This is a genomic window from Chryseobacterium lacus (assembly GCF_003336205.1).
Lineage (GTDB): Bacteria > Bacteroidota > Bacteroidia > Flavobacteriales > Weeksellaceae > Chryseobacterium_A > Chryseobacterium_A lacus.
Map to the genome: position 1 here is coordinate 54300 of NZ_QPIE01000004.1, position 19543 is coordinate 73842.

A 19543-nucleotide genomic window follows, 5' to 3' on the forward strand; every position below is an offset into this window, starting at 1 on the left:
TGACACATGAAACTTCCTGAACTTTCTCCTGACAAACTTCTGAATTTACGAACATTTATGATGTTCAATCTGGTTGTTTTTCTGGCTAAAGTAGCGTACAGTTTTGCTCTTGATTTTCCCGGAGGGTATTTTGAAGACTGGCACATTGCTAAAAATCTGGTGGAGCATGGTATTTATTCAGAATTTATAAATGTAGGGCCTACAGCTTATAAACTTCCGGTATACCCGTTATTTATCAGCCTGTTTATGTTAGCTTTTCCAGCATTTCCTTTCGAAGCGCTTGTCACTGTCCAGCATATTATTTATTTTTTTATACCATTTCTTCTCATCAGGATTTCAGGGATTTTCAGGAAAGAAAAGGCGGGTGTATTGACGGCTTATTTTTTCATTTTTTCACCGGTTTATTTTTATTATTCTAATGTTGCAGAGGTTACCAATATTTTTGTTCCCATTTTTTTAATCTGGTTGTATCAGTATTTTAAGATTTATATAGGGCATAAATTTTACCGTCCGGATTTTATTTTGCTGGGATTCATCAGCGCAGCACTTTTTCTGACGCAAGTGGTCGCTGTTCCGATGGTCATTTTTTTGCTTTTATATCTTTATTTGAGGAATAAAATCCGGTTTTCAGCATTGGCTTTTATTCTATTCACCATTTCAGTATTTTATTCTCCGTGGATTATCCGAAATCATATTGTTTTCGATAAAATAATTCTTACCAAAACCCCTTTCTGGCATAATGTATATTTTGGCTTTGTTCCACAGGTGAATATTATAAAGGAAGTACAGCTTATTTCGGAAGAGCACGAAAGATACACCTCAGGTTTGAGAAAATCAGTAGACGAATTTGAGATGGAAAAGATATTCAAAAAGGAAACATTAAGGGTGCTGAACGGAAAGGAAACCGTTTTTTTTAAAAAGGCAATTCAGAATGCATTTCTGCTTTGGTATGTTCCCGCTCGTTATTATGATGAGGGATTCACTGCTCTTTTCGGCCGGAAATTTATGGTACTAGGGATGAATATTGTGACAGTTTTTGCATTGTTCTATTTTTTTCGGTTTCATCGCCGTTTTTTTTATTTTTCAATACTTGTTTTTTTCAATTTCACTGTTCCTTACATGATTGGCCATGCTGCCAATACTCGTTTCAAACTTGATTTTGAATGGTTTCAATATGCAGTTATTTCGCTTTTTATTTATGAAAAATGGTTTCGCATTAATGAAGAAAAGGCAATCAAAAAAGTTGCTGTACAACTTCCAGAGAACCGGGAATCCTGAAGTCTGACAAGTGTAACTGATAATAAAGGAACACACTATCAAGAAATTCTTTCCGTAGTTCTGAAGGAACAGTTATTTCGTAAGGATGGACATCGCTGATGATTTGTTTCCAAAGTTCTGAAATTTCTTCATCCAAAAGCTGATGCGTCTGTGAAGCACTGAAAGTTCCGGTTTCCGGATCCAGATACCGGCCATTACCTGATAAAGGAAGAATTCCGGATATCTTCAGAAATCGGGTAAGAAGAATATAATGGACATTCATATTTCCTTTTTCAAGATGTTTGAGAAAGGTTGAAATTTCGTGATAAATTTCCTCATTTTGTTGCTCATTTCTGAGAACCTGATACAGAAAATCTGCAGTAAAAAACAAGACGGCTCCGGCTTTGTACTGCTGTTGAAGCTCAGGATGCTTCAGTAATTCCATTTTTGAAACTTCCTTCAGCGAATCCGTTCCGGATTTTATTTGAATATGCAGGCTGATTTCGTTCAGCGGAGCCAAAAAGGCTCTTTGTTTGCTTTTTTTTGAGAAAATATTTCTGATAAAAAAACTTTGAAAACCATCGTCAGTAAAACAGTTGACAACAGCATGAGCATCTCCGTATTTTACATACGAAAGCAGAAATCCGCGGTATGTTTTCATCAGTTTACTACAGCAATTTTAGCAGTAGCTTTGTCGGTACCATCTTCATTGGTCATCAAAACAAAATAAACTCCGGATGCTACTCTGTTTCCCCGCTGGTTATTCAGGTTCCATTCATGAAATCCACCTCTCGCCACAGCCTGGTGCACCAGATTCCCGGCAGTATCTACAATTCGGATATTGGTTTTCTCAGCCAGTCCGCGGATGGTCACGTGTCCTTTGAAATGAGAATAAACCACCGGATTCGGATACACCAACACATTTCCAAAATTGGAACTTACATCCACAACATCACTTTGGTACATGACAATACCTTCAAAAGTCACAAAATATACTTTTCCAGTTTTGTGATCAACTTTTATGTCGGTAACACTGTTGGTGGGAAGTGGCGAATTTTCTTTTGTGAAATGTTTGATAATCCGTTCTCCGTTCGGGCTCAGATAATAAACTCCGCCTCGGTCTACAGAAACCCATTTATGATTCCCGGTATCTACTTCAATCTGATGGATGAGATTATCTCTGAAGAGTTCTTCAGGAATTCCATTTTGTTCAATAATGATGGATTCCAGTTTTGGGTCGCTTAAATACGCCGATGAAGCATCACTCATAATCCGAAGTCCTGCATCGGTTCCGATCCAGGCATCATCATTCTTATCAAATGCGACAGAAATTGTGCCCTGAGCACTTGAAGGCAATCCGTTCTGATCCATGATCGGATATTGGGTGTCATCGGAAAAATTGAGCGGTGTGTTTTTATAATCGCGAATCATTAAAGCATTCGTGCGTGGCAAAGGAACCCAAATTTTTCCCTCATGAATTACCGGTTTTTGTACCGTATTGTGCAACATAAGCCCGGAAGTTTTAAATTCATCTGCAGCCTTGTCATACACCATTAAACCAGAAGTGAAACTTCCGTTGGGTAATTGCAGAGCTGTAAGCGTTCCGAAAAGTGCGTTATTTTGGTCAAAAGCCAATCCTGTAGGCCGGTTGAAGGAATGGTTTACGGAAGTGGGATAAAATTTAGTTAAAGAAAAATCTTTACCAGTATCTTCATATTTCATTTTGTAAACACCCTGTCCCGGCTTCTCTGTGTAATTCACAAAAAAAACTTCGTTAAAATCTGCGGGATTGGGAACGACATCCAAAACGTTATAAACAGTTGTGGTATTGTCCAGAAAATGAGAGGAATACACCCATTGCATTCCATTGAAATAATAAAATCCTAAATTCAGCGGATCTGGTGCTGAGGCATTATACCGATCTGCTCGGGCACCAGTAGCGACCCATAATTTTTCGCCATTCACATACAGCCTGTAAGCCCGGTTGTTAAAAGGGCCGTCTGGTTTTATCTTTCTTTTGGAAGTGTCAACCAATCCTGAAAGTTTTGTGCCCGCATAAATTTGTCCTCCGATGTAGTTTGCCGTATTACAGGTTTCACCAACGCCCAAGTTGTTTTGAGCCATACCGCCCGTTGTATATACATAAATTCTTTCCTGATCCGTAACAATAATATGTTGCTCTGTTACTACGATATCGCTGATGTCAGCAAACGTCTGAGGGATTTGATTAAAAGCAGTTCCGGAGCCATAGTACACTGTATTTGCTGTTGAGAATGCAATAATTCCTTCTACATCCGTGTGTTTGAAACTGCCAGCAGTTAAGGTCTGCCAGTTGCTGTATACGGGGAAAGTGACATTGATTTCGTGTGTTTTTAATCCGGTAGCGGTAGCAGCGTACACAACGTTATCGTGCATCACCGCTTCCAGAGCAGGTTCAAAAGTGGATCCTGTGACAAAGAATGCGGATTGTGAAAATTCTTTCTTTTTTAAATCGAAAATAGAAACGCCATAATTGGCAGAAACAACGGCTTTGTCACCGGTGATGGCAATATGATTTATTCTTTTATCACCATTAAATCCGGTAGCAATGGGAATATCCACAATATAGGTAATTCCGCTTGGAGTAATGACATCCATGGAGCCGTTCCTGTATCCAATAAGTCCGGTTTTGGTAGCGGGATTATAATCGAAAGCTGTGATTTTCACTTCATGAAGTCCGTTGGCTTTAGACAATTTGGTGATTTCCCCCGAAGTAAGATGGTAATAAAAAATTCCGTTTTCTGTAGCGGCTATTATTTCTCCCTGAGTTTGTTTTATCGCCAAAACATTATTATAGGAAAATAAATCGTTCCATTTTTTTGATGAAATGGACTGTCCGTGGAAGATTCCTAATGCCAGTACGAAGGTGGAAAACAAAATTATTTTTTTCATAAATCTTTGTTTAAGCTGTAATTTGATGATCTATCACCTGATTTCTCCAGGAAATATTCTGTATTTTTTTGTTATGATCGAAGAAAAAATCAAGGCGGCCAAGAAGAAGTCCTGCCCATCCTACCTGATTGATGATCACGGTTCTGCCTGAAGAATTCTGAACCGATTGAGGTTCCTTCAGGAAAGTATGCGTATGTCCGCCGAGAATCAGATCCAGATGTTCAGTTTTGGAAGCTAAGATGCGGTCTGATATTTTCTCAGGTTGGTTGGGATACTCATATCCCAAATGAGATAAGCAAATTACCAAGTCACATCTTTTATCTTCTTTCAGAAAACGGGTATAATGTTGGGCAATTTCTACGGGATCCAAATATATTGTTTCTCCGTATTGCTTTTTTCCAACCAGCCCTTGCAGTTCGATTCCTAGGCCGAAAATTCCGATTCTGATTCCGTTTTTATTGAATATTTTGTAAGGTTTTGTAAGGCCGTCGAGAAGGGTATTTTTAAAATCATAATTGGAACACAGAAATGGGAATTTTGCCTGAGGAAGTGCTTTTTTAAATCCTTCCAGGCCATTGTCGAACTCGTGGTTTCCCATGGTGGAAGCATCATATCCCATCATCGACATGAGTTTAAATTCAAGTTCGCCGCCAAAAAAATTAAAGTAAGGAGTTCCCTGAAACACATCTCCCGAATCCAGAAGCAGAATATTTTTTTCTTCCTGTCTTATCTGCTGAATCAGTGCTGCTCTTCTCGCAAATCCACCTTGATTGGGATTTCGCGTATACGTTTCATCAAACGGTTCAATACGGCTGTGCTGGTCATTGGTATGAAGAATGGTGAGCTTATAATCCGTAGCGGAAGTAAGGATGGAATTTTCTGCCCATAAAAACTGTGGTGCAAAAGACAATGCCAAACCTCCGGTTCCTGCCGTTTTCAAAAATTTCTTCCTATTCATTGCTTTTGTTCGGTTTATTTTTAAAAATCAAACGAATGTCGGTCGGTGCATGAATTTGCGGTACATCTGCGAATTTTTCTAGAAATAAATCACGCATTTTTATTCCGGTAGAGATGATTTCCCCAGATTTAAAAAAATCCATTTGATCGCCTCCGGTCGAAAGATAATCGGAAGTGGCAATATAATATATTTGGTTGAGAACCACAGGTTTTCCTCCAATTTGAAATTTCACGGGTTTTCCCGCATCGGTTTCTATACGCAATCCAGCAACAGGATTATTCTTTTGGGTAGCAGTATAATAATCGTAAAGTCCTTGCAACTGTTTCCCACTCATTTTTACGATGACAATTTCGTTTTCGAACGGCATTACTTCATAAATATGTCTCGTTAGAATATCGCCTTTGCCAATCATAGACCGAATGCCGCCTACATTGATGACAGCTGCGTCAACGCTGTATTTTCCATTTTTCTTCGCCCATTCTTCAGCACCTTGCAAGGTAAAATCGGCCAGTAAATTTCCCAAATTGCTGTTGTCGCCTTGCTTCGTAAGATCCACAGAAGTGTAGGAAATCTTTGTATTCATCTTGCTTTCCAGCTCTTTTTTGTAGGGAGCAATCACCTTTACAAATTCCGGATCTTCGGAAAGATTAGCATTAATAGAAATGTTTTCCTGAATATGAACAGCGGTCATAGGCCGAACTGTCCGGCATCCGGAAATAACCAGCAAGGCCAATACTGCGAGCGAAAACTTTAATTTCATGACTGATGTTCCCATATTCCGTACAAATATAACATTTGATGCCCACTTTTCTTTTTATTTTCATAAAAATTGTTGTCAGAAAAAATAGTATTTTTGAAGAATAAATTTTTAAAATGAATATACTAAAAGGAGTAGGGGTCGCATTGGTAACACCTTTTAATGAAGATCTTTCTGTGGATTTTGAATCTTTAACCAAACTTATTGAGTTTAATATAGATAACGGAACCAATTTTCTGGTGGTTTTGGGAACTACCGCAGAAGCTGCCACGCTTTCCCCAGAGGAAAAAAAGCAGGTTATTCAGCATGTGATTAAAATCAATAACCAACGTCTTCCGTTGGTGCTGGGAATTGGTGGCAACAATACGTACGAAGTAAAAAGAGAAATAGAATCGGCAGATCTTTCAGATTTTGAGGCCATACTTTCTGTGTCACCATATTATAATAAGCCCAATCAGGAAGGTTTATACAGACATTATCAGGTTTTAGCAGAAACCGGAAAGAAAATTATTATTTACAACGTGCCTTCACGCACCGGACAAAATATTGAAGCCGTTACAACGCTGCGACTTGCCAACGAATTCCCGAATTTATTTATGATCAAGGAAGCAGCTCCTAATATTTTGCAATATTTTGATATTCTCCGGAAAAAACCTGCTCATTTTTCATTAGTTTCGGGTGATGATGAATTTACACTTCCTGTTACCTTAGCTGGTGGAGATGGTGTAATTTCCGTTATTGGGCAGGCGTATCCGAAAGAATTTTCAGAGATGGTACAGCTGGCTTTTCAGGGAAAAGTGAATGAAGCGTATCAGATTCATAACCGTTTGGTAGAAATCACCCGCCTTATTTTTGCCGAAGGAAATCCTTGCGGAATAAAAGCGGTTCTGGCAGAAAAAGGAATTGTTAAAAATCACCTTCGTTTGCCTTTGATTCCTGCTTCGGAAGAACTGCACGAGCGAATAAAAGAGGAAATGAAATCTATATAAAATGATAAAGTAAGGCATGAAACCTTGCTTTTTTTGTGAAATGACAATAATAAAAGCGACAGAACAGGACATTCCGGACATCAGGAAAATTGCCGAGAAATCATGGAATGCACATTATCCCGGGATTATTTCCGAAGAGCAGATTGCTTACATGCTGAATAAAATGTATTCCGAAGAAGAACTGAAGAGGCATTTCAATATGGAAAATTTTCAGTATTATTTTATTGGAAATCACGAAGGAAATAGAGTGGGAATCATGGGATTTGAACTGCATTATGAACCTTTGACTACAAAACTTCACCGCATTTATTTGCTGAAAGAAAGTACAGGAAATGGATATGGAAAAGGAGCTCTCGATTTTTTGAAACAGTTTGCCTCTCAATCTGATGACAGAAGAATTATTCTGACGGTGAACAAACGCAATCCGGCAAAATTCTTCTATGACACTCAAGGATTTAAGGTGTATGATGAGGCGGTTTTCGATATTGGAAACCATTATGTGATGGATGATTTTCTGATGGAATTTTTGCTTTAAAAAGTTGCGGTGATAATTGTATAATAACAAAAAATAATTTTATAAAGAAGTTTCACTTTTTTAGTCGCAGATTTGTTTCGTCATCAAAAACGAATAAAACATCAAATAAAATTTAGATTAATGGATACCGTAACTATTTTTGAAGATTATTTTATAAAACTCAACAAAAAGTTTGGAATTACAAAACTGAATTATAGCGAAGATTCATTGGATCTGGATGAAAAGTATATCCGAAATATGGTGTTCGCTTCAGATGATTTTAATGCAGAATATGAAGGTCTTAAGAATAAATGCAGAAAAATATACAAAACCCTAAAACGAGGATTTCTGCTGAAAATAAGGAAAGACATGAGCAATAATTATTTCATTACCATTATTTAAAAACAATTTTTTCATCATTATATTTTTTATCATTTGTGTGGTTTCCCGTGAGAGTTCTTACGGGAAATTGCTGTGAGCAGGAATTGTCATAGCACTTTATTAAAAAAATATATTTATCTTTACAATACAAAATAGCATATAATCGATGAAAATTTACCTAAAATTTGACTTCAATACCATCTGCCGAAAAGTGTTGGAAGATCGCCTGAATGATAAAAATATAAAATACAGAATCCTGAGTTTTGGCGAAGTGGAATTTCTGGATCAGATCTCAAAAGAAGAACAGAAAGCCTTATTCGGTGAATTGAATGAGTACGGAATTGAGATCATTGAAAATCAAAAATCTGCGCTCGTTCAGAAGATAAAAGATACCATCGTGGATATGGTTTTCTCGGAAAGAGATGTCAATGTGAAAGCTTCCGTTTATCTGGCCGAAAAACTGAATCACAGTTATGGATACCTTTCCAACCTTTTCTCGGAAGTAACCTATACTTCTATCGAAAATTTTATTATCCTCCAGAAAATAGAACACTCCAAGCAACTTATTGTAAATGATAAACTTACTCTGACGGAAATCGCGTATAGGCTCAACTATTCCAGCGTTGCGCATCTGAGTACTCAGTTTAAAAATACAACAGGAATCACACCTTCACAATTCCAGAAAATTATTTCCAAAAGGAGAGAAATAGCAAATAAAAAATAATAATGTATAATGAATAAAGAATATATGCATATCATCCTGGCTGATGATGACGAGGACGACAGGCTTTTCTTCACCGATGCTTTTGAGGAACTGAAAATCAACACCAAAGTGAAGACCTACAACGACGGCGCTGAACTAATGGACTATCTGAATAGCGAGGATTCCATACTTCCCGAAATCCTTTTTCTGGACCTGAATATGCCGAAGAAAAACGGAATAGAATGCCTGCATGAAATCAAATCCAATCCCAGATTCGGAAATATCGCCATCGCTATATATTCTACTTCTTCTTCCGAAGAACATATTGAAGAAACTTTCGTGAACGGTGCTAATATTTATATTAAAAAACCAAACGATTTTAATACATTAAAAAAAGTCCTGTCTGATGTGGTAACCATCAATTGGCAATATCAGACTTCCGGGCTGAATAAGGACAACTTCCTGCTCCGAATGTAAGGATGAAAAAAATCCTTTTCGACAAATCATCTTTTTTACTCGCCGCTATTTTCGTCGTGGCGGCTGCACTTCTGTTCTTCCTCATGGTATTGGCTTACAAGCATTTGGAGAAGCAAACAGAATCCGTGGAGTGGATGCAGCAATCCTATGAGATTTCAGCTAAATTGCAACATATTTTTTCGGATCTTAAAGATATTGAAACCGAAAGGAGAAACGTAATCCTGAGAGCAAATCACGAAGAAGCCCGAAAAATCATTAACGAAAAAATGATCGAAATTACTGCTCTGGAAAACTCGCTGAAGCAGAATTTTATAAATTATCCGGTGCAGCAGGAAAATCTGCAAACACTGGATATGATGATCCGCTACAAGTACAATATTGTCAATAAAACACTTTCTTCATTATCCCGGGAGGAAGATATGGAAACCATGAAGGAATCGCTTTTGGCAGGGAAAAATGTGATGGCAAGCATTCAGGATAAAATAGGGGAGATGCTGGAAGAGGAAGAAATTCTTCTGAATCAAAGAAAAGATACCCTGATCGATATTCAAAAATCCACACCATTCTATCTTTTTATTATTTCTCTTTTTTCTCTGGGAATGCTGGTTTTCGCTTTTTATAAAATGAATAAAGATGTGAAAACCCAAAAAAGGAATAACGATGAACTTAAACTTGCCTTAGACACTTCCCAACTGGCAGAAAAAGTAGGGGGTTACGGCATCTGGATTTACGATTATACAACGAAGGAATATTATTTTTCGGATAATCAATATCGCCTTTTGGGATACGAACCACAGGCTTTTCAGGCAGATCATGAAAAATTCTTTCAGCATATCCATCCCGAAGACCGCAAAAGGGTAGACGCGAAATATCAAATTATGATAGAAACGGGAAGTATGATCCCATTTCGGTATCGTATTATTACAAAAGACGGCGAATTACGGCATTTTCAGATGGTTGGCGAATCAGTGTTGTCGCCGTCCGGAGAGCGAATTCTACTCGGAATCACCACGGATATCACCAGTGAAGTGGAAAGCCAACTGAAGTTGGAAGGCACGAACTGGATGCTGAGAGAGCGGAATAAAACCCTGAGTATTGCGAATGAAACCTTTGAAGAAGCAGAAAAAATCGGATTCTTCGGGACTTGCCAATATCTTATTGATGAAGATCGGTTTATATTATCCGACAATTTATTCCGGCTTTTCGGGCATGAGTTGTCCGATGAAGAGCAGTTCTTAAAATCCTTCGAAGAAGATATTCATCCCAATGATCTGAAAATGGTGAAAATGAAAATTTCTTCTGTTTTTATTCAGAAAGAAATTACGTCGTTCGCTTTTAGAATTATCAGAAAAAATGACCGAAAGCTCCGGTATATTGATGTCAGCAGCAAGATAATTCGCGATAAAGAAGTAGGAGATTATTACCTTTTCATTGCTCAGGATGCGACGGATGAAATTCTGGATAAACTCAGCATTAGAGAAAAAAATAGAATTCTGGAAGCCAACAACAAGGAACTTCAGGCTTTCAATTATGTAGCGAGCCACGACCTTCAGGAACCGTTGCGTAAAATTGAAACCTTCATTTCGCGCCTTACAGATAAGGATTATGATAAACTTTCTGATTCTGGGAAACAATATCTGGAACGCATACAACTTTCATCGGGCAGAATGAGGACGCTTATTAATGATCTTTTACAGTTCTCCCGAACAACGAGAGCAGAGCAAAGCTATGAAGTCTGTGACCTGAATTTACTGATGAATAATGCTTTGGAAGAAATCTATCACCCTATAGAGGAAAAACGTGCACAGTTGGAAATCAGTAACTTGCCTGTTTTGAAAGTCGTTCCTTTCCAAGTTCAACAGTTGTTCACCAATTTAATTTCTAATTCTCTGAAATACAGCAAAGAAGGCGTTAAGCCTTACATTAAAATAGATTCCGAAAAGGTAAAATCGGCTACTGAAAAACTCCTTTCCAAAGCAGTTCCAGGTACTTATTATAAAATTACTTTTTCCGATAACGGTATCGGATTCGAACAGGAATATGCTGATAAAATCTTCCAGCTTTTCCACAGGCTGCATGGAAAAGGCGAGTTTGAAGGAACAGGAATCGGGCTTGCCATTTGCAAAAAGATTGTAGAAAACCACAAAGGCTACATCTGTGCAAAAGGAATTCCGGGCGAAGGTTCCGTTTTCACCATTTATTTTCCTGAAGAAACTAAGGCTTTTTCCTGACTAATACAGCATTTCTGGCAAATTTTGAAATAAATCATCTGAATGTTGTAATAGCTCAGAAGCGATGGTTTTTGATATTTGTATCGTTATTTAATAGTATTTTAAATGACATAGGACACAAAGTAAATGAAATATATAAGCAATAAATATTGCAATGGAAAGAGCATGAATGATGAAATATAATATCTTCTACATTTTAGCGACAGTACTATTTATCATTTGGGTTGTTGGTTATATAGTGTATGATGTAGGCGGTTTTTTCCATTTTACATTTCTTTTGGCTGTAATTATCCTTCTATTAAAACTGATTCGGGACCATATTCGATAACACCAATACATAATATTATGAAAAATTTTAATTTAATTTCAAAGACACAGTTAGCGTTGTACTCTCTTTTTCTGTCGGTGCTGACTTTTGCACAAGACACTACTCCTGATTTGGACGTTGATGTAGATATTGACAAGCCTGGCAGCATGGACGGTGATTGGATGTCCAATCCGTTGGTTTGGGTTATTGGCGCTTTGGTTTTTATTCTGATTATCGCACTGGTTGCAAGAGGAGGAAGAAGCAGAGACTAATTCAAAATGAATTTAATGAGCCGTTTTGCATTTTGCTAAGCGGCTTTTTTCGTTCCCCAATGTCCCATTTGTTGAGAGCTCATTGCTTCTCTTTGAATAGGAAAGGCTCTTTTACGAGATCTTTCCCCATTTATTTTTTCCTTTGTAGTTTTTGGTGTAATAGTTTTTCATCATTTCATGGTCGGGATGGTTCAGGAAAGGATCTTTCGACAGTATTTTTTCTACGATTTCTTTGGAAACTTTGATGATTTCACTGTCCTGCAGAAGATCCAGTCTTTTGAAATCCACCACGCCACTCTGTTGTGTTCCCAGAATATCTCCGGGTCCGCGCAATTCCATATCCACTTCAGAAATTTTAAATCCGTCGTTGGTTTCACACATGGTTTTGATTCTTTTCCGTGCTTCATTCGTCAGTTTGTCGGAAGTCATCAGAATACAATAACTCTGTTCCGCACCGCGACCCACTCTTCCCCGAAGCTGATGAAGTTGCGAAAGCCCGAAACGTTCGGCGCTTTCAATAATCATTACCGAAGCATTCGGAACATTGACGCCGACTTCTATTACTGTAGTTGCCACTAAAATATCAACTGCTCCGGAAGCAAATTGCTGCATGGCTATTTCTTTTTCTGCGGGTAACATTTTTCCGTGAAGCATACTGACGGTATTTCCGCTGAAATATTGAGAAATATGAGCGAATCCTTCCGTAAGATTTTTATAATCCAGCGTTTCACTTTCTTCAATCAGCGGATAAACGAAGTAAATCTGTCTTCCTTTTTTTATTTCGTCCCGACAGAAGTTATAAACAAAAATCCGGTCTTTTTCTCTGCGGTGTGCCGTGATGATGGCTTTTCTTCCGACAGGTAATTCATCGATTACAGAAACATCCAGATCTGAATAAAAACTCATGGCCAAAGTTCTGGGAATGGGCGTTGCCGTCATAATTAAAACATGAGGCGGAATTTTATTTTTTATCCATAATCTGGCACGTTGCGCAACACCGAAACGATGCTGTTCATCAATAATGGCAAGTCCCAGATTTTTAAACTGAACGGTTTCTTCCACAATAGCATGAGTGCCGATCAACAAAGATAATTCTCCGCTCATCAGGCCTTCATGAATGGTTTTTCTTTCAGAAGTTTTAGTCGAACCCGTCAACAGTTTTACCTGAATATCCGTGTTTTCAAGAAGTTTGGAAATTCCATGATAATGCTGTTGCGCAAGAATTTCGGTAGGTGCCATAATACAGGCCTGAAAGCCGTTATCCATCGCAATCAACATGGAAAGAAGTGCGACCATGGTTTTTCCTGAACCCACATCGCCCTGCAACAGCCGGTTCATTTGAACAGGCCGTTTCATGTCATTTCTGATTTCTTTTAAAACCCTTTTTTGCGCATTGGTAAGCTCAAAAGGAAGGTGATTTTCGTAAAAATTATTGAAATATTCACCCACTATCGGAAAAGGATTTCCAACATTGTGAGACTGATGGTGTTGTTTTTTCAATCCATATCCCAGTTGAAAGAAAAAAGCTTCTTCAAACTTTAATCTTCGGTCAGCATGCTGCAAATGTTTGAGGTTTTTGGGAAAATGAATATTGAGGTAAGCGCTGCGACGGGACATCAGTTTCAAAGATTTCCTTAAGTCGTCAGGAAGGTTTTCATGAAGAAGATTCGGGATTTCCAGACAGATATTTCTCAGTACTGAACTGAAGAATTTCTGATTGAGGCCTCTTTTTGTCAGTTTTTCGGAACCGGGATAAATGGGTTTCAACCGTTCTTCTTTTTCTTTTTTTTCTTCAATTTCAATTTCCGGATGCGGCAACGAAAACTGATTATTAAACAAATTCACTTTCCCGAAAATATACAGTTCACGATTCACGGGAAGCTGTTCCTTCATCCATTGTGAATATTGAAACCAGATGAGTTCTATGACTCCCGTTTCGTCCTGAAATTTGGCTGTAAGTCTTTTGCCGCGACCGGTTCCGGTTTCCTGAAAGTGGGTTATTTTACCTTTCAACTGAATGTCGGGCATGTTTTCTTTCAGGTCTTTTATTTGATACGTTTTGCTTTTGTCCAGATAGCGAATCGGAAAAAAGTTCAGAAAATCTTCTACTGTCGCAATCCCGAATACCGCCTTGATCAGCTTTGCGCGTTCCGGCCCGATGCTTTTCAGAAATTCTATGGGAGTTTCAATAGTCAATGTAGGTTGAAATTTTATTCGAATTTCGTGAAAATAAAAAAGACTTCCAAAAAACTGGAAGCCCTAGAAATTAATCCTTAATATTTGATCGGAATTTCTTCTGATAATTTTCCCATTCTTCCCGGGTTTTAATTTTCAGATGTTCATTTTCAGCAAAAAAAGGAAGGTAAGGTTCCAGTTCCTTCGCCGTAAGTGCTCCTTGAAGCAACGTAATAGGATTGGTGTTTTCATCCAAAAATATGATGCTGGGAACGGCGTTCACGTTCATGAATTTCGTGAAGTCATGCAAAGGATTTCTATTTTTCCGGTTTGCAGCATCTGAATTTTCAAAAGTTCTTCCATAGAGCGTGATTGGTTTTTTGCCTTCAGCATCAAATTTTACGGCGTAGTAGTTTTCATTCAGATATTTGGCAATTACGGGATGGTTGTAGGTTTTTTTCTCCATAATTTTACACGGGCCACACCAATCGGCATAGAAATCAATAAGAATTTTTTTAGGCTGAATTTTCTGAGCTTCCACAGCTTCTTCCAGCGTGTACCATTTTAGTTGTGCATATCCCGAGGTAATATAAAAAAGAGAAAAGAGAACGAGTAATTTTTTCATTATGATTTGGATGCTTATTTTGCAGTAAAGTTAAAGGTTTAACGAACGTCCTGCATCAGTTTTTTCACTAAGGGTGAGATGAGCATTAATATTATTCCCGCAACGATGGCATAAATGGCAAGTTGTTTATAACCTTCCGCATAGCTGATGAGTGCTTCCAGATTGGATGTTCCCGACTTTGTAGTCGCCATATTGGCACCGATAAGTCCTGCGACATACTGTCCGTAAGCAGAAGCCAAAAACCACAATCCCATCATCATTCCCTGAAGGTTTTTAGTGGAAAGTTTTGTCATAATGGATAAACCGATGGGAGAAAGGCATAATTCCCCGAAAGTAATGACGAGTAAAGCAATGGTGAAAAACCGCAGAGAAGTGATTCCTTCGGCATTGGCAAAAAATTTAGTAGCAAATAAAGTGTAATAACCCAAACCGAGAAAGACGAAACCTAACCCGAATTTAATAATGGTGTTGGGTTCGAGTTTTCTCTTGCTCAGCCAGATCCATAATAAACCTAACAATGGTGCTAGAAAAATGATGAAAAATGCACCTCCGGAATTATTAATACCATTTGGATCAAGGCCTAACAAATCTTTGTTGAGGTTTTTTGCCGCGAAAATACTGAGTGATCCTCCGCTCTGTTCATAAATGCCCCAAAACAGGATAGAAAACAAAATAAAAATTAACGCTGCCCAAAGTTTTTTGCGTTGTTCGGAAGTCACTTTTGACATTTCATAAAACAGATAAATTAGCGTTAGCGGCCCGATGGTGTACATGAAATAATCGGTATATTCTGTTTTTGCAACCATGATCATGATTAGCGGAACGAAAATGAGCGAAAGCACATAAACACCATATTCTTTCCATTTCGGAATGATGGCGGATTTGATATCGGAAAGCGGATGTCCTGGCTGAAGGCCAATTGTTCCGAGCGTTTTCTGGGTGAATATAAAATTGATTAAACTGATCACCATAACGATCGCCGCCAAACCAAAAGCGACATTCCAACGGATTCCTGCGGGAATTATTTCGCCGAAAAGTTCTCCTTTTCCGATGGCGATGCATAAATATCCTCCCAATAATGCGCCTAAATTAATTCCGGCATAAAAAAGCGAAAAACCAGCATCTGCTCTCGAGTCATTGGGTTTGTAGAGTTGGCCAACCATGGAAGAAATATTCGGTTTAAAAAAGCCTGTTCCTACTACGGTGAATGCAATTCCCAGAAAGAAGAAACGATGAGGGTCCGTTGCAAGAATTAAACTTCCGACAATCATTAACAATCCGCCCCAGAAAAGGGATTTCCTGAAACCAAGGATTTTATCAGCAAATAGGCCGCCCACAAAAGTGAATGCATATACAAAAGCTTGTGTGGCACCATATTGTAAATTGGCCTGTTCTTCCTCTAAATTGAGTTGCGAAATCATGAAAAAAACCAGCATTCCGCGCATTCCGTAGAAACAGAAGCGTTCCCACATTTCGGAGAAGAAAAGCGGCCAGATTTGTTTCGGATATTTCCCTTTAAAATTCTGGATTTGTTCTAAAGTTTGTGCCATTTTCTCGGTTTTACTGAACGAAAGTATAAAAAAACCACCGAATAAACGATGGTCTTAAATTATTTAGGTTGGAAACGGGATTAATGAATTCCTTTCATAAATTTATTCAATAGGGGAGAAAGTAGTAATAAGCTAACTCCTGATCCTAACATTAAATAGGTGATGAAGGGGTAGAGGTCAAAGTCATAAGTCGTTAGAATTTGCTCTAATGTAGCTGCCAGATAATTTCCTAAGGCAAAACTGGCCATCCAGACTCCCATCATAATAGAAGTGATTTTTCCCGGAGAAAGTTTTGTAACCATTGATAATCCGATTGGCGAAAGCATTAACTCACCAATGGTTAATAGTACATATACCACTACCAGCCACATTGGGCTTACCAGATTTCCTGCGTCTGCACTGTCTTGAGCCTGAGTCATGATGAAAAATGCCACCGCACCTATGAACATCGCCATCGCAAATTTCACCGGAGTTCTTGGATTAAGTCTTTTGGCTGCCAGTTTGATCCACAAAATAGAGAATAAAGGAGCCAATGTTACAATTGCAATCGGGTTGATATTCTGAAACCATGTGGTAGGAATTTCAAAACCACTTACATTTCTGTCCGTATTTTCCTGTGCGAAAAGATTAAATGTCCCACCTGCCTGTTCAAATCCTGCCCAAAAGACGATATTGAAAAAAGCAAGAATTAAAATAACGAAAACACGCGTCCATTCTGTAGAACCTGTGGTTCCTTTGAAGATGGATAGGCCTATGAATCCTGCTCCTGCGATACCCAGAACCCAAACCATAATGGTGTGGAATAGGTCGGAAGTATTGTTCCAAATAAACATGACCAGAAATACAAAAGCTACATTGGCAATCGTATAAACGACTACGTCTCTCCAGTCTTTTGGCAAAAGTTTCGTTATTCCTTTTTCTTTATATCCGGGAGGAAGGCCTATATCTTCCAGCGTATTTCTTTTTCCGTAGAACCACAAAACACCAATCAGCATTCCGATACCTGCAGCAAGATAGCCATAAGGCCAGCCTACTTTCTCACCTAAAGTTCCGGCTACAAAAGGAGAAAGAAAAGCACCGATATTAATACCCATATAAAAAATGGTGAAGGCACCGTCTTTTCGAGGATCATCGTTATCATACAAATCGCCAACTATGGTGGAAATATTAGGCTTAAAAAAACCATTCCCCAGAATTAATACTCCTAACCCTAAGTAGAAAAAGTTTTTTCTGGTTTCCAGATCGCCCATTAAATCTACAAAAGCACTGGCTGCCAACATAAACTGACCGATAGCCATTACCAAACCTCCGATAAGAATGGATTTTCGCTGGCCTAAAATTTTATCAGCAAACCATCCTCCCAGAATTGGGGTAAGATATACCAGCGCAGTGAAAACTCCATAAATTGACAAAGATTCTGAACGGTCAAGTCCAAACCCTCCGGTAGCTAATTCCGCCGTTAGGAAGATTGTTAGTAATGCCCGCATTCCATAGTAGGAAAAACGTTCCCACATTTCTGTAAAAAACAGAGAGTAAAGTCCCTTTGGATGCCCTTGTGTTGGCTTTGCTGTATCCATATTGAATGTTAATTATTGTTAAGACCCACAAATATACTTTTTTTTGGTAATCGGACAAGATTTACTACAAGAAAAAATCGCAACCTGAGGCTGCGATTATCGTATTGAATAAAAATTAAATATTAGTTGACTCCTTTTTCTTTCATTACTTTATTGAGCTGTTTCAAAATAGAAAGCCCTAAAAGTGTGGCCAATAATAATAATCCGAAATTTACCCAGAAGAAATTGGCTTTGTCCTCATAGCCGTACCACAAGCTGGCAAGTACACCAGACAGTTTATTTCCAATAGACGTGGAAAGGAAAAATCCTCCCATCATCAATGCCGTAATTCTCGGAGGAGAAAGTTTGGAAACCAAAGACAATCCCATCGGAGAAAGGCATAGTTCACCCACGGTGATAACTCCATACGCAGCAATAAGCCACCACGATGATACTTTATCCAAACTGCCTCCGCTGGCATAAATGGCGGCTACCATTACTAAACATGAAAGTGCCGAAATGAATAACCCAAGTACGATTTTCGACGGAGTAGTTGGTTCTTTTCCTCGTCTCCGAAGGAACATGAAAAATCCGACGACAACCGGTGTTAACGCAATTACCCAAAATGGGTTTACTGATTGCAGCAGTTCTGTATTATAAAGATAAACGGGCTGATCTGGATTAGCATCGAGTTTTTCTTTCTGCTCGCTGTTCAGGTTCCTGAAATAAATATGTTTTCCTGTTTCTTTCAGGGCCTCACCTTGATCGTCCTTCTGTGCGCGGAATTGCTCATCATACACCGGGACTTCCTGATCTTTGTAACTCAACCCAAGCTGTCCGCGTTTTCCCGTTTCGTCTTGTTCCCCATCAATCATATAAACAGACTGCAATGGTTTCACAATACTTGCAGGAATTTCCCGATCGGTATAATACTTCGCCCAGTTGGTTAATGCAGTTCCGTTTTGTTTGAACACTGCCCAGAACATCAAACTAACCGCAAAAATTGCGAGCAAAGCACCAATGGGACGTTTGTCTTCGGCATTGGCTTTTACATACAGCATTACATAGAAGTAGATCACCGGAATACAAGCGAAAATAAAGGCATCAGTAGAGTCGCTGCCAAAAATATCACCCGGAATTACCCAACCAATGATCCCCGCAATGATTGCTGGCAAGAACACCTTGATCAATACATCAGAAATCTTGGTATCACCTTCCTGAACCGGTTTGATAATGTTTCCTGAACGGATGTGCTTCATTCCCATAGTGAAAACCAAAAGCCCAAACAGCATTCCTCCACCGGCGGTGATGAACGCAGGTCCCCAACCATATTTGTTTCGCATATAAGCTGCAACAAAATTACAAATCAGCGCACCGATATTGATTCCCATATAGAAAATGTTATAACCAGCATCTTTATTGGCTCTATAAGGTTCTTCGGTGTACAGGTTTCCCAAAAGCGTAGAAATACTTGGTTTGAAAAAACCGTTCCCCAAAATAATGAGGCCCATTGATGCATAAAAAAGTGGAATTTCCTGAAAAAGACCCAAACCAATGTAACCTGCTGCCATCAGAATTCCGCCTATGTAGATGGCTTTTACATAGCCCAAAACCCTGTCGGCAAGAAAACCTCCTAAAAATGGCGTAAGATAGGTAAGGGCGATGAAAGTTCCGAAAATATCGTAAGCGTTTTTATCCAAAAAAGCTAATCCACCAGTATCTTTCGGATCAATCATATACAGCACAAAAATTCCGAGCATCAGGTAATATCCGAATCGTTCCCACATTTCTGTGAAAAAAAGAAATGGAAGCCCTTTCGGGTGTTTGTTGTTTGTTTTTTCCATATATCAGTTTTAAATT

The 19543-nt window shown here is 38.6% G+C and carries 18 protein-coding genes; 9 read left to right on the plus strand and 9 right to left on the minus strand.

The features are described 5' to 3' along the window. The first annotated feature begins 6 nt into the window (after positions 1 to 6). Positions 7 to 1278 carry a glycosyltransferase family protein gene (locus tag DQ356_RS05740; protein ID WP_114303524.1) on the plus strand — a complete coding sequence of 424 codons (1272 nt, stop codon included), beginning with the start codon at positions 7 to 9 and terminating at the stop codon, positions 1276 to 1278. Here DQ356_RS05740 and recO read toward each other — a convergent pair. From recO to DQ356_RS05760, 4 genes are read right to left on the minus strand one after another with little or no spacing between them, the layout of a single operon-like run. Further along, a complete protein-coding gene (gene recO / locus DQ356_RS05745) occupies positions 1235 to 1918 on the minus strand; it encodes a DNA repair protein RecO (RefSeq protein ID WP_114303525.1) in 684 nt (227 codons plus the stop codon). The two genes, DQ356_RS05740 and recO, sit on opposite strands and share 44 nt — an antisense overlap. Continuing rightward, positions 1918 to 4188 (minus strand): type IX secretion system anionic LPS delivery protein PorZ, encoded by a 2271-nt coding sequence (gene porZ / locus DQ356_RS05750; RefSeq protein ID WP_114303526.1) that lies wholly within the window; start codon positions 4186 to 4188, stop codon positions 1918 to 1920. Before porZ ends, recO begins: the two co-directional genes overlap by 1 nt. A 10-nt stretch (positions 4189 to 4198) precedes the next feature. Then, on the minus strand, positions 4199 to 5146 hold the full coding sequence (locus DQ356_RS05755; protein WP_114303527.1) for a bifunctional metallophosphatase/5'-nucleotidase: 948 nt from the start codon (positions 5144 to 5146) through the stop codon (positions 4199 to 4201). After that, a complete protein-coding gene (locus DQ356_RS05760) occupies positions 5139 to 5906 on the minus strand; it encodes a 5'-nucleotidase C-terminal domain-containing protein (RefSeq protein WP_114303528.1) in 768 nt (255 codons plus the stop codon). Before DQ356_RS05760 ends, DQ356_RS05755 begins: the two co-directional genes overlap by 8 nt. A gap of 113 nt (positions 5907 to 6019) precedes the next feature. On the opposite strand from DQ356_RS05760, the gene dapA reads away from it, so the two are divergent. The 8 genes from dapA (at position 6020) to DQ356_RS05800 (ending at position 11777) form a co-directional block, all read left to right on the plus strand. After that, positions 6020 to 6892: a 4-hydroxy-tetrahydrodipicolinate synthase gene (dapA, locus tag DQ356_RS05765; RefSeq protein WP_114303529.1), complete on the plus strand. Its 873-nt coding sequence runs from the start codon at positions 6020 to 6022 to the stop codon at positions 6890 to 6892. Positions 6893 to 6932: 40 nt separating this feature from the next. Further along, the gene (locus DQ356_RS05770; protein ID WP_114303530.1) at positions 6933 to 7427 is read left to right on the plus strand and encodes a GNAT family N-acetyltransferase; all 495 of its coding nucleotides are present in this window, start codon (positions 6933 to 6935) and stop codon (positions 7425 to 7427) included. A gap of 120 nt (positions 7428 to 7547) precedes the next feature. Beyond that, on the plus strand, positions 7548 to 7808 hold the full coding sequence (locus DQ356_RS05775) for a hypothetical protein (RefSeq protein ID WP_114303531.1): 261 nt from the start codon (positions 7548 to 7550) through the stop codon (positions 7806 to 7808). A gap of 145 nt (positions 7809 to 7953) precedes the next feature. Further along, complete coding sequence (locus DQ356_RS05780) at positions 7954 to 8511, plus strand: helix-turn-helix domain-containing protein (protein WP_114303532.1); 558 nt, start codon at positions 7954 to 7956, stop codon at positions 8509 to 8511. A 9-nt stretch (positions 8512 to 8520) separates the two neighbouring features. Next, complete coding sequence (locus DQ356_RS05785; protein ID WP_114303533.1) at positions 8521 to 8967, plus strand: response regulator; 447 nt, start codon at positions 8521 to 8523, stop codon at positions 8965 to 8967. A gap of 2 nt (positions 8968 to 8969) precedes the next feature. Next, positions 8970 to 11198, plus strand: coding sequence for a PAS domain-containing protein (locus DQ356_RS05790; RefSeq protein ID WP_114303534.1), 2229 nt, complete (start codon positions 8970 to 8972; stop codon positions 11196 to 11198). A 172-nt stretch (positions 11199 to 11370) separates the two neighbouring features. After that, positions 11371 to 11526: a lmo0937 family membrane protein gene (locus tag DQ356_RS11440; protein WP_394337250.1), complete on the plus strand. Its 156-nt coding sequence runs from the start codon at positions 11371 to 11373 to the stop codon at positions 11524 to 11526. A gap of 17 nt (positions 11527 to 11543) precedes the next feature. Beyond that, positions 11544 to 11777: a hypothetical protein gene (locus tag DQ356_RS05800; protein ID WP_114303536.1), complete on the plus strand. Its 234-nt coding sequence runs from the start codon at positions 11544 to 11546 to the stop codon at positions 11775 to 11777. 111 nt (positions 11778 to 11888) lie between these two features. Here the strand turns inward: DQ356_RS05800 and recG are convergent, their stop codons facing one another. The 5 genes from recG to DQ356_RS05825 form a co-directional block, all read right to left on the minus strand. After that, positions 11889 to 13973 carry an ATP-dependent DNA helicase RecG gene (recG, locus tag DQ356_RS05805; protein WP_114303537.1) on the minus strand — a complete coding sequence of 695 codons (2085 nt, stop codon included), beginning with the start codon at positions 13971 to 13973 and terminating at the stop codon, positions 11889 to 11891. 70 nt (positions 13974 to 14043) lie between these two features. After that, on the minus strand, positions 14044 to 14577 hold the full coding sequence (locus DQ356_RS05810) for a thioredoxin family protein (RefSeq protein ID WP_114303538.1): 534 nt from the start codon (positions 14575 to 14577) through the stop codon (positions 14044 to 14046). 38 nt (positions 14578 to 14615) lie between these two features. Beyond that, positions 14616 to 16127 carry a peptide MFS transporter gene (locus DQ356_RS05815; RefSeq protein ID WP_114303539.1) on the minus strand — a complete coding sequence of 504 codons (1512 nt, stop codon included), beginning with the start codon at positions 16125 to 16127 and terminating at the stop codon, positions 14616 to 14618. A gap of 80 nt (positions 16128 to 16207) precedes the next feature. Beyond that, positions 16208 to 17704: a peptide MFS transporter gene (locus DQ356_RS05820; protein ID WP_114303540.1), complete on the minus strand. Its 1497-nt coding sequence runs from the start codon at positions 17702 to 17704 to the stop codon at positions 16208 to 16210. 122 nt (positions 17705 to 17826) lie between these two features. After that, entirely contained in the window at positions 17827 to 19527 is a 1701-nt protein-coding gene (locus DQ356_RS05825) for a peptide MFS transporter (protein ID WP_114303541.1), read from the minus strand. Between the last annotated feature and the right edge of the window lie 16 nt (positions 19528 to 19543).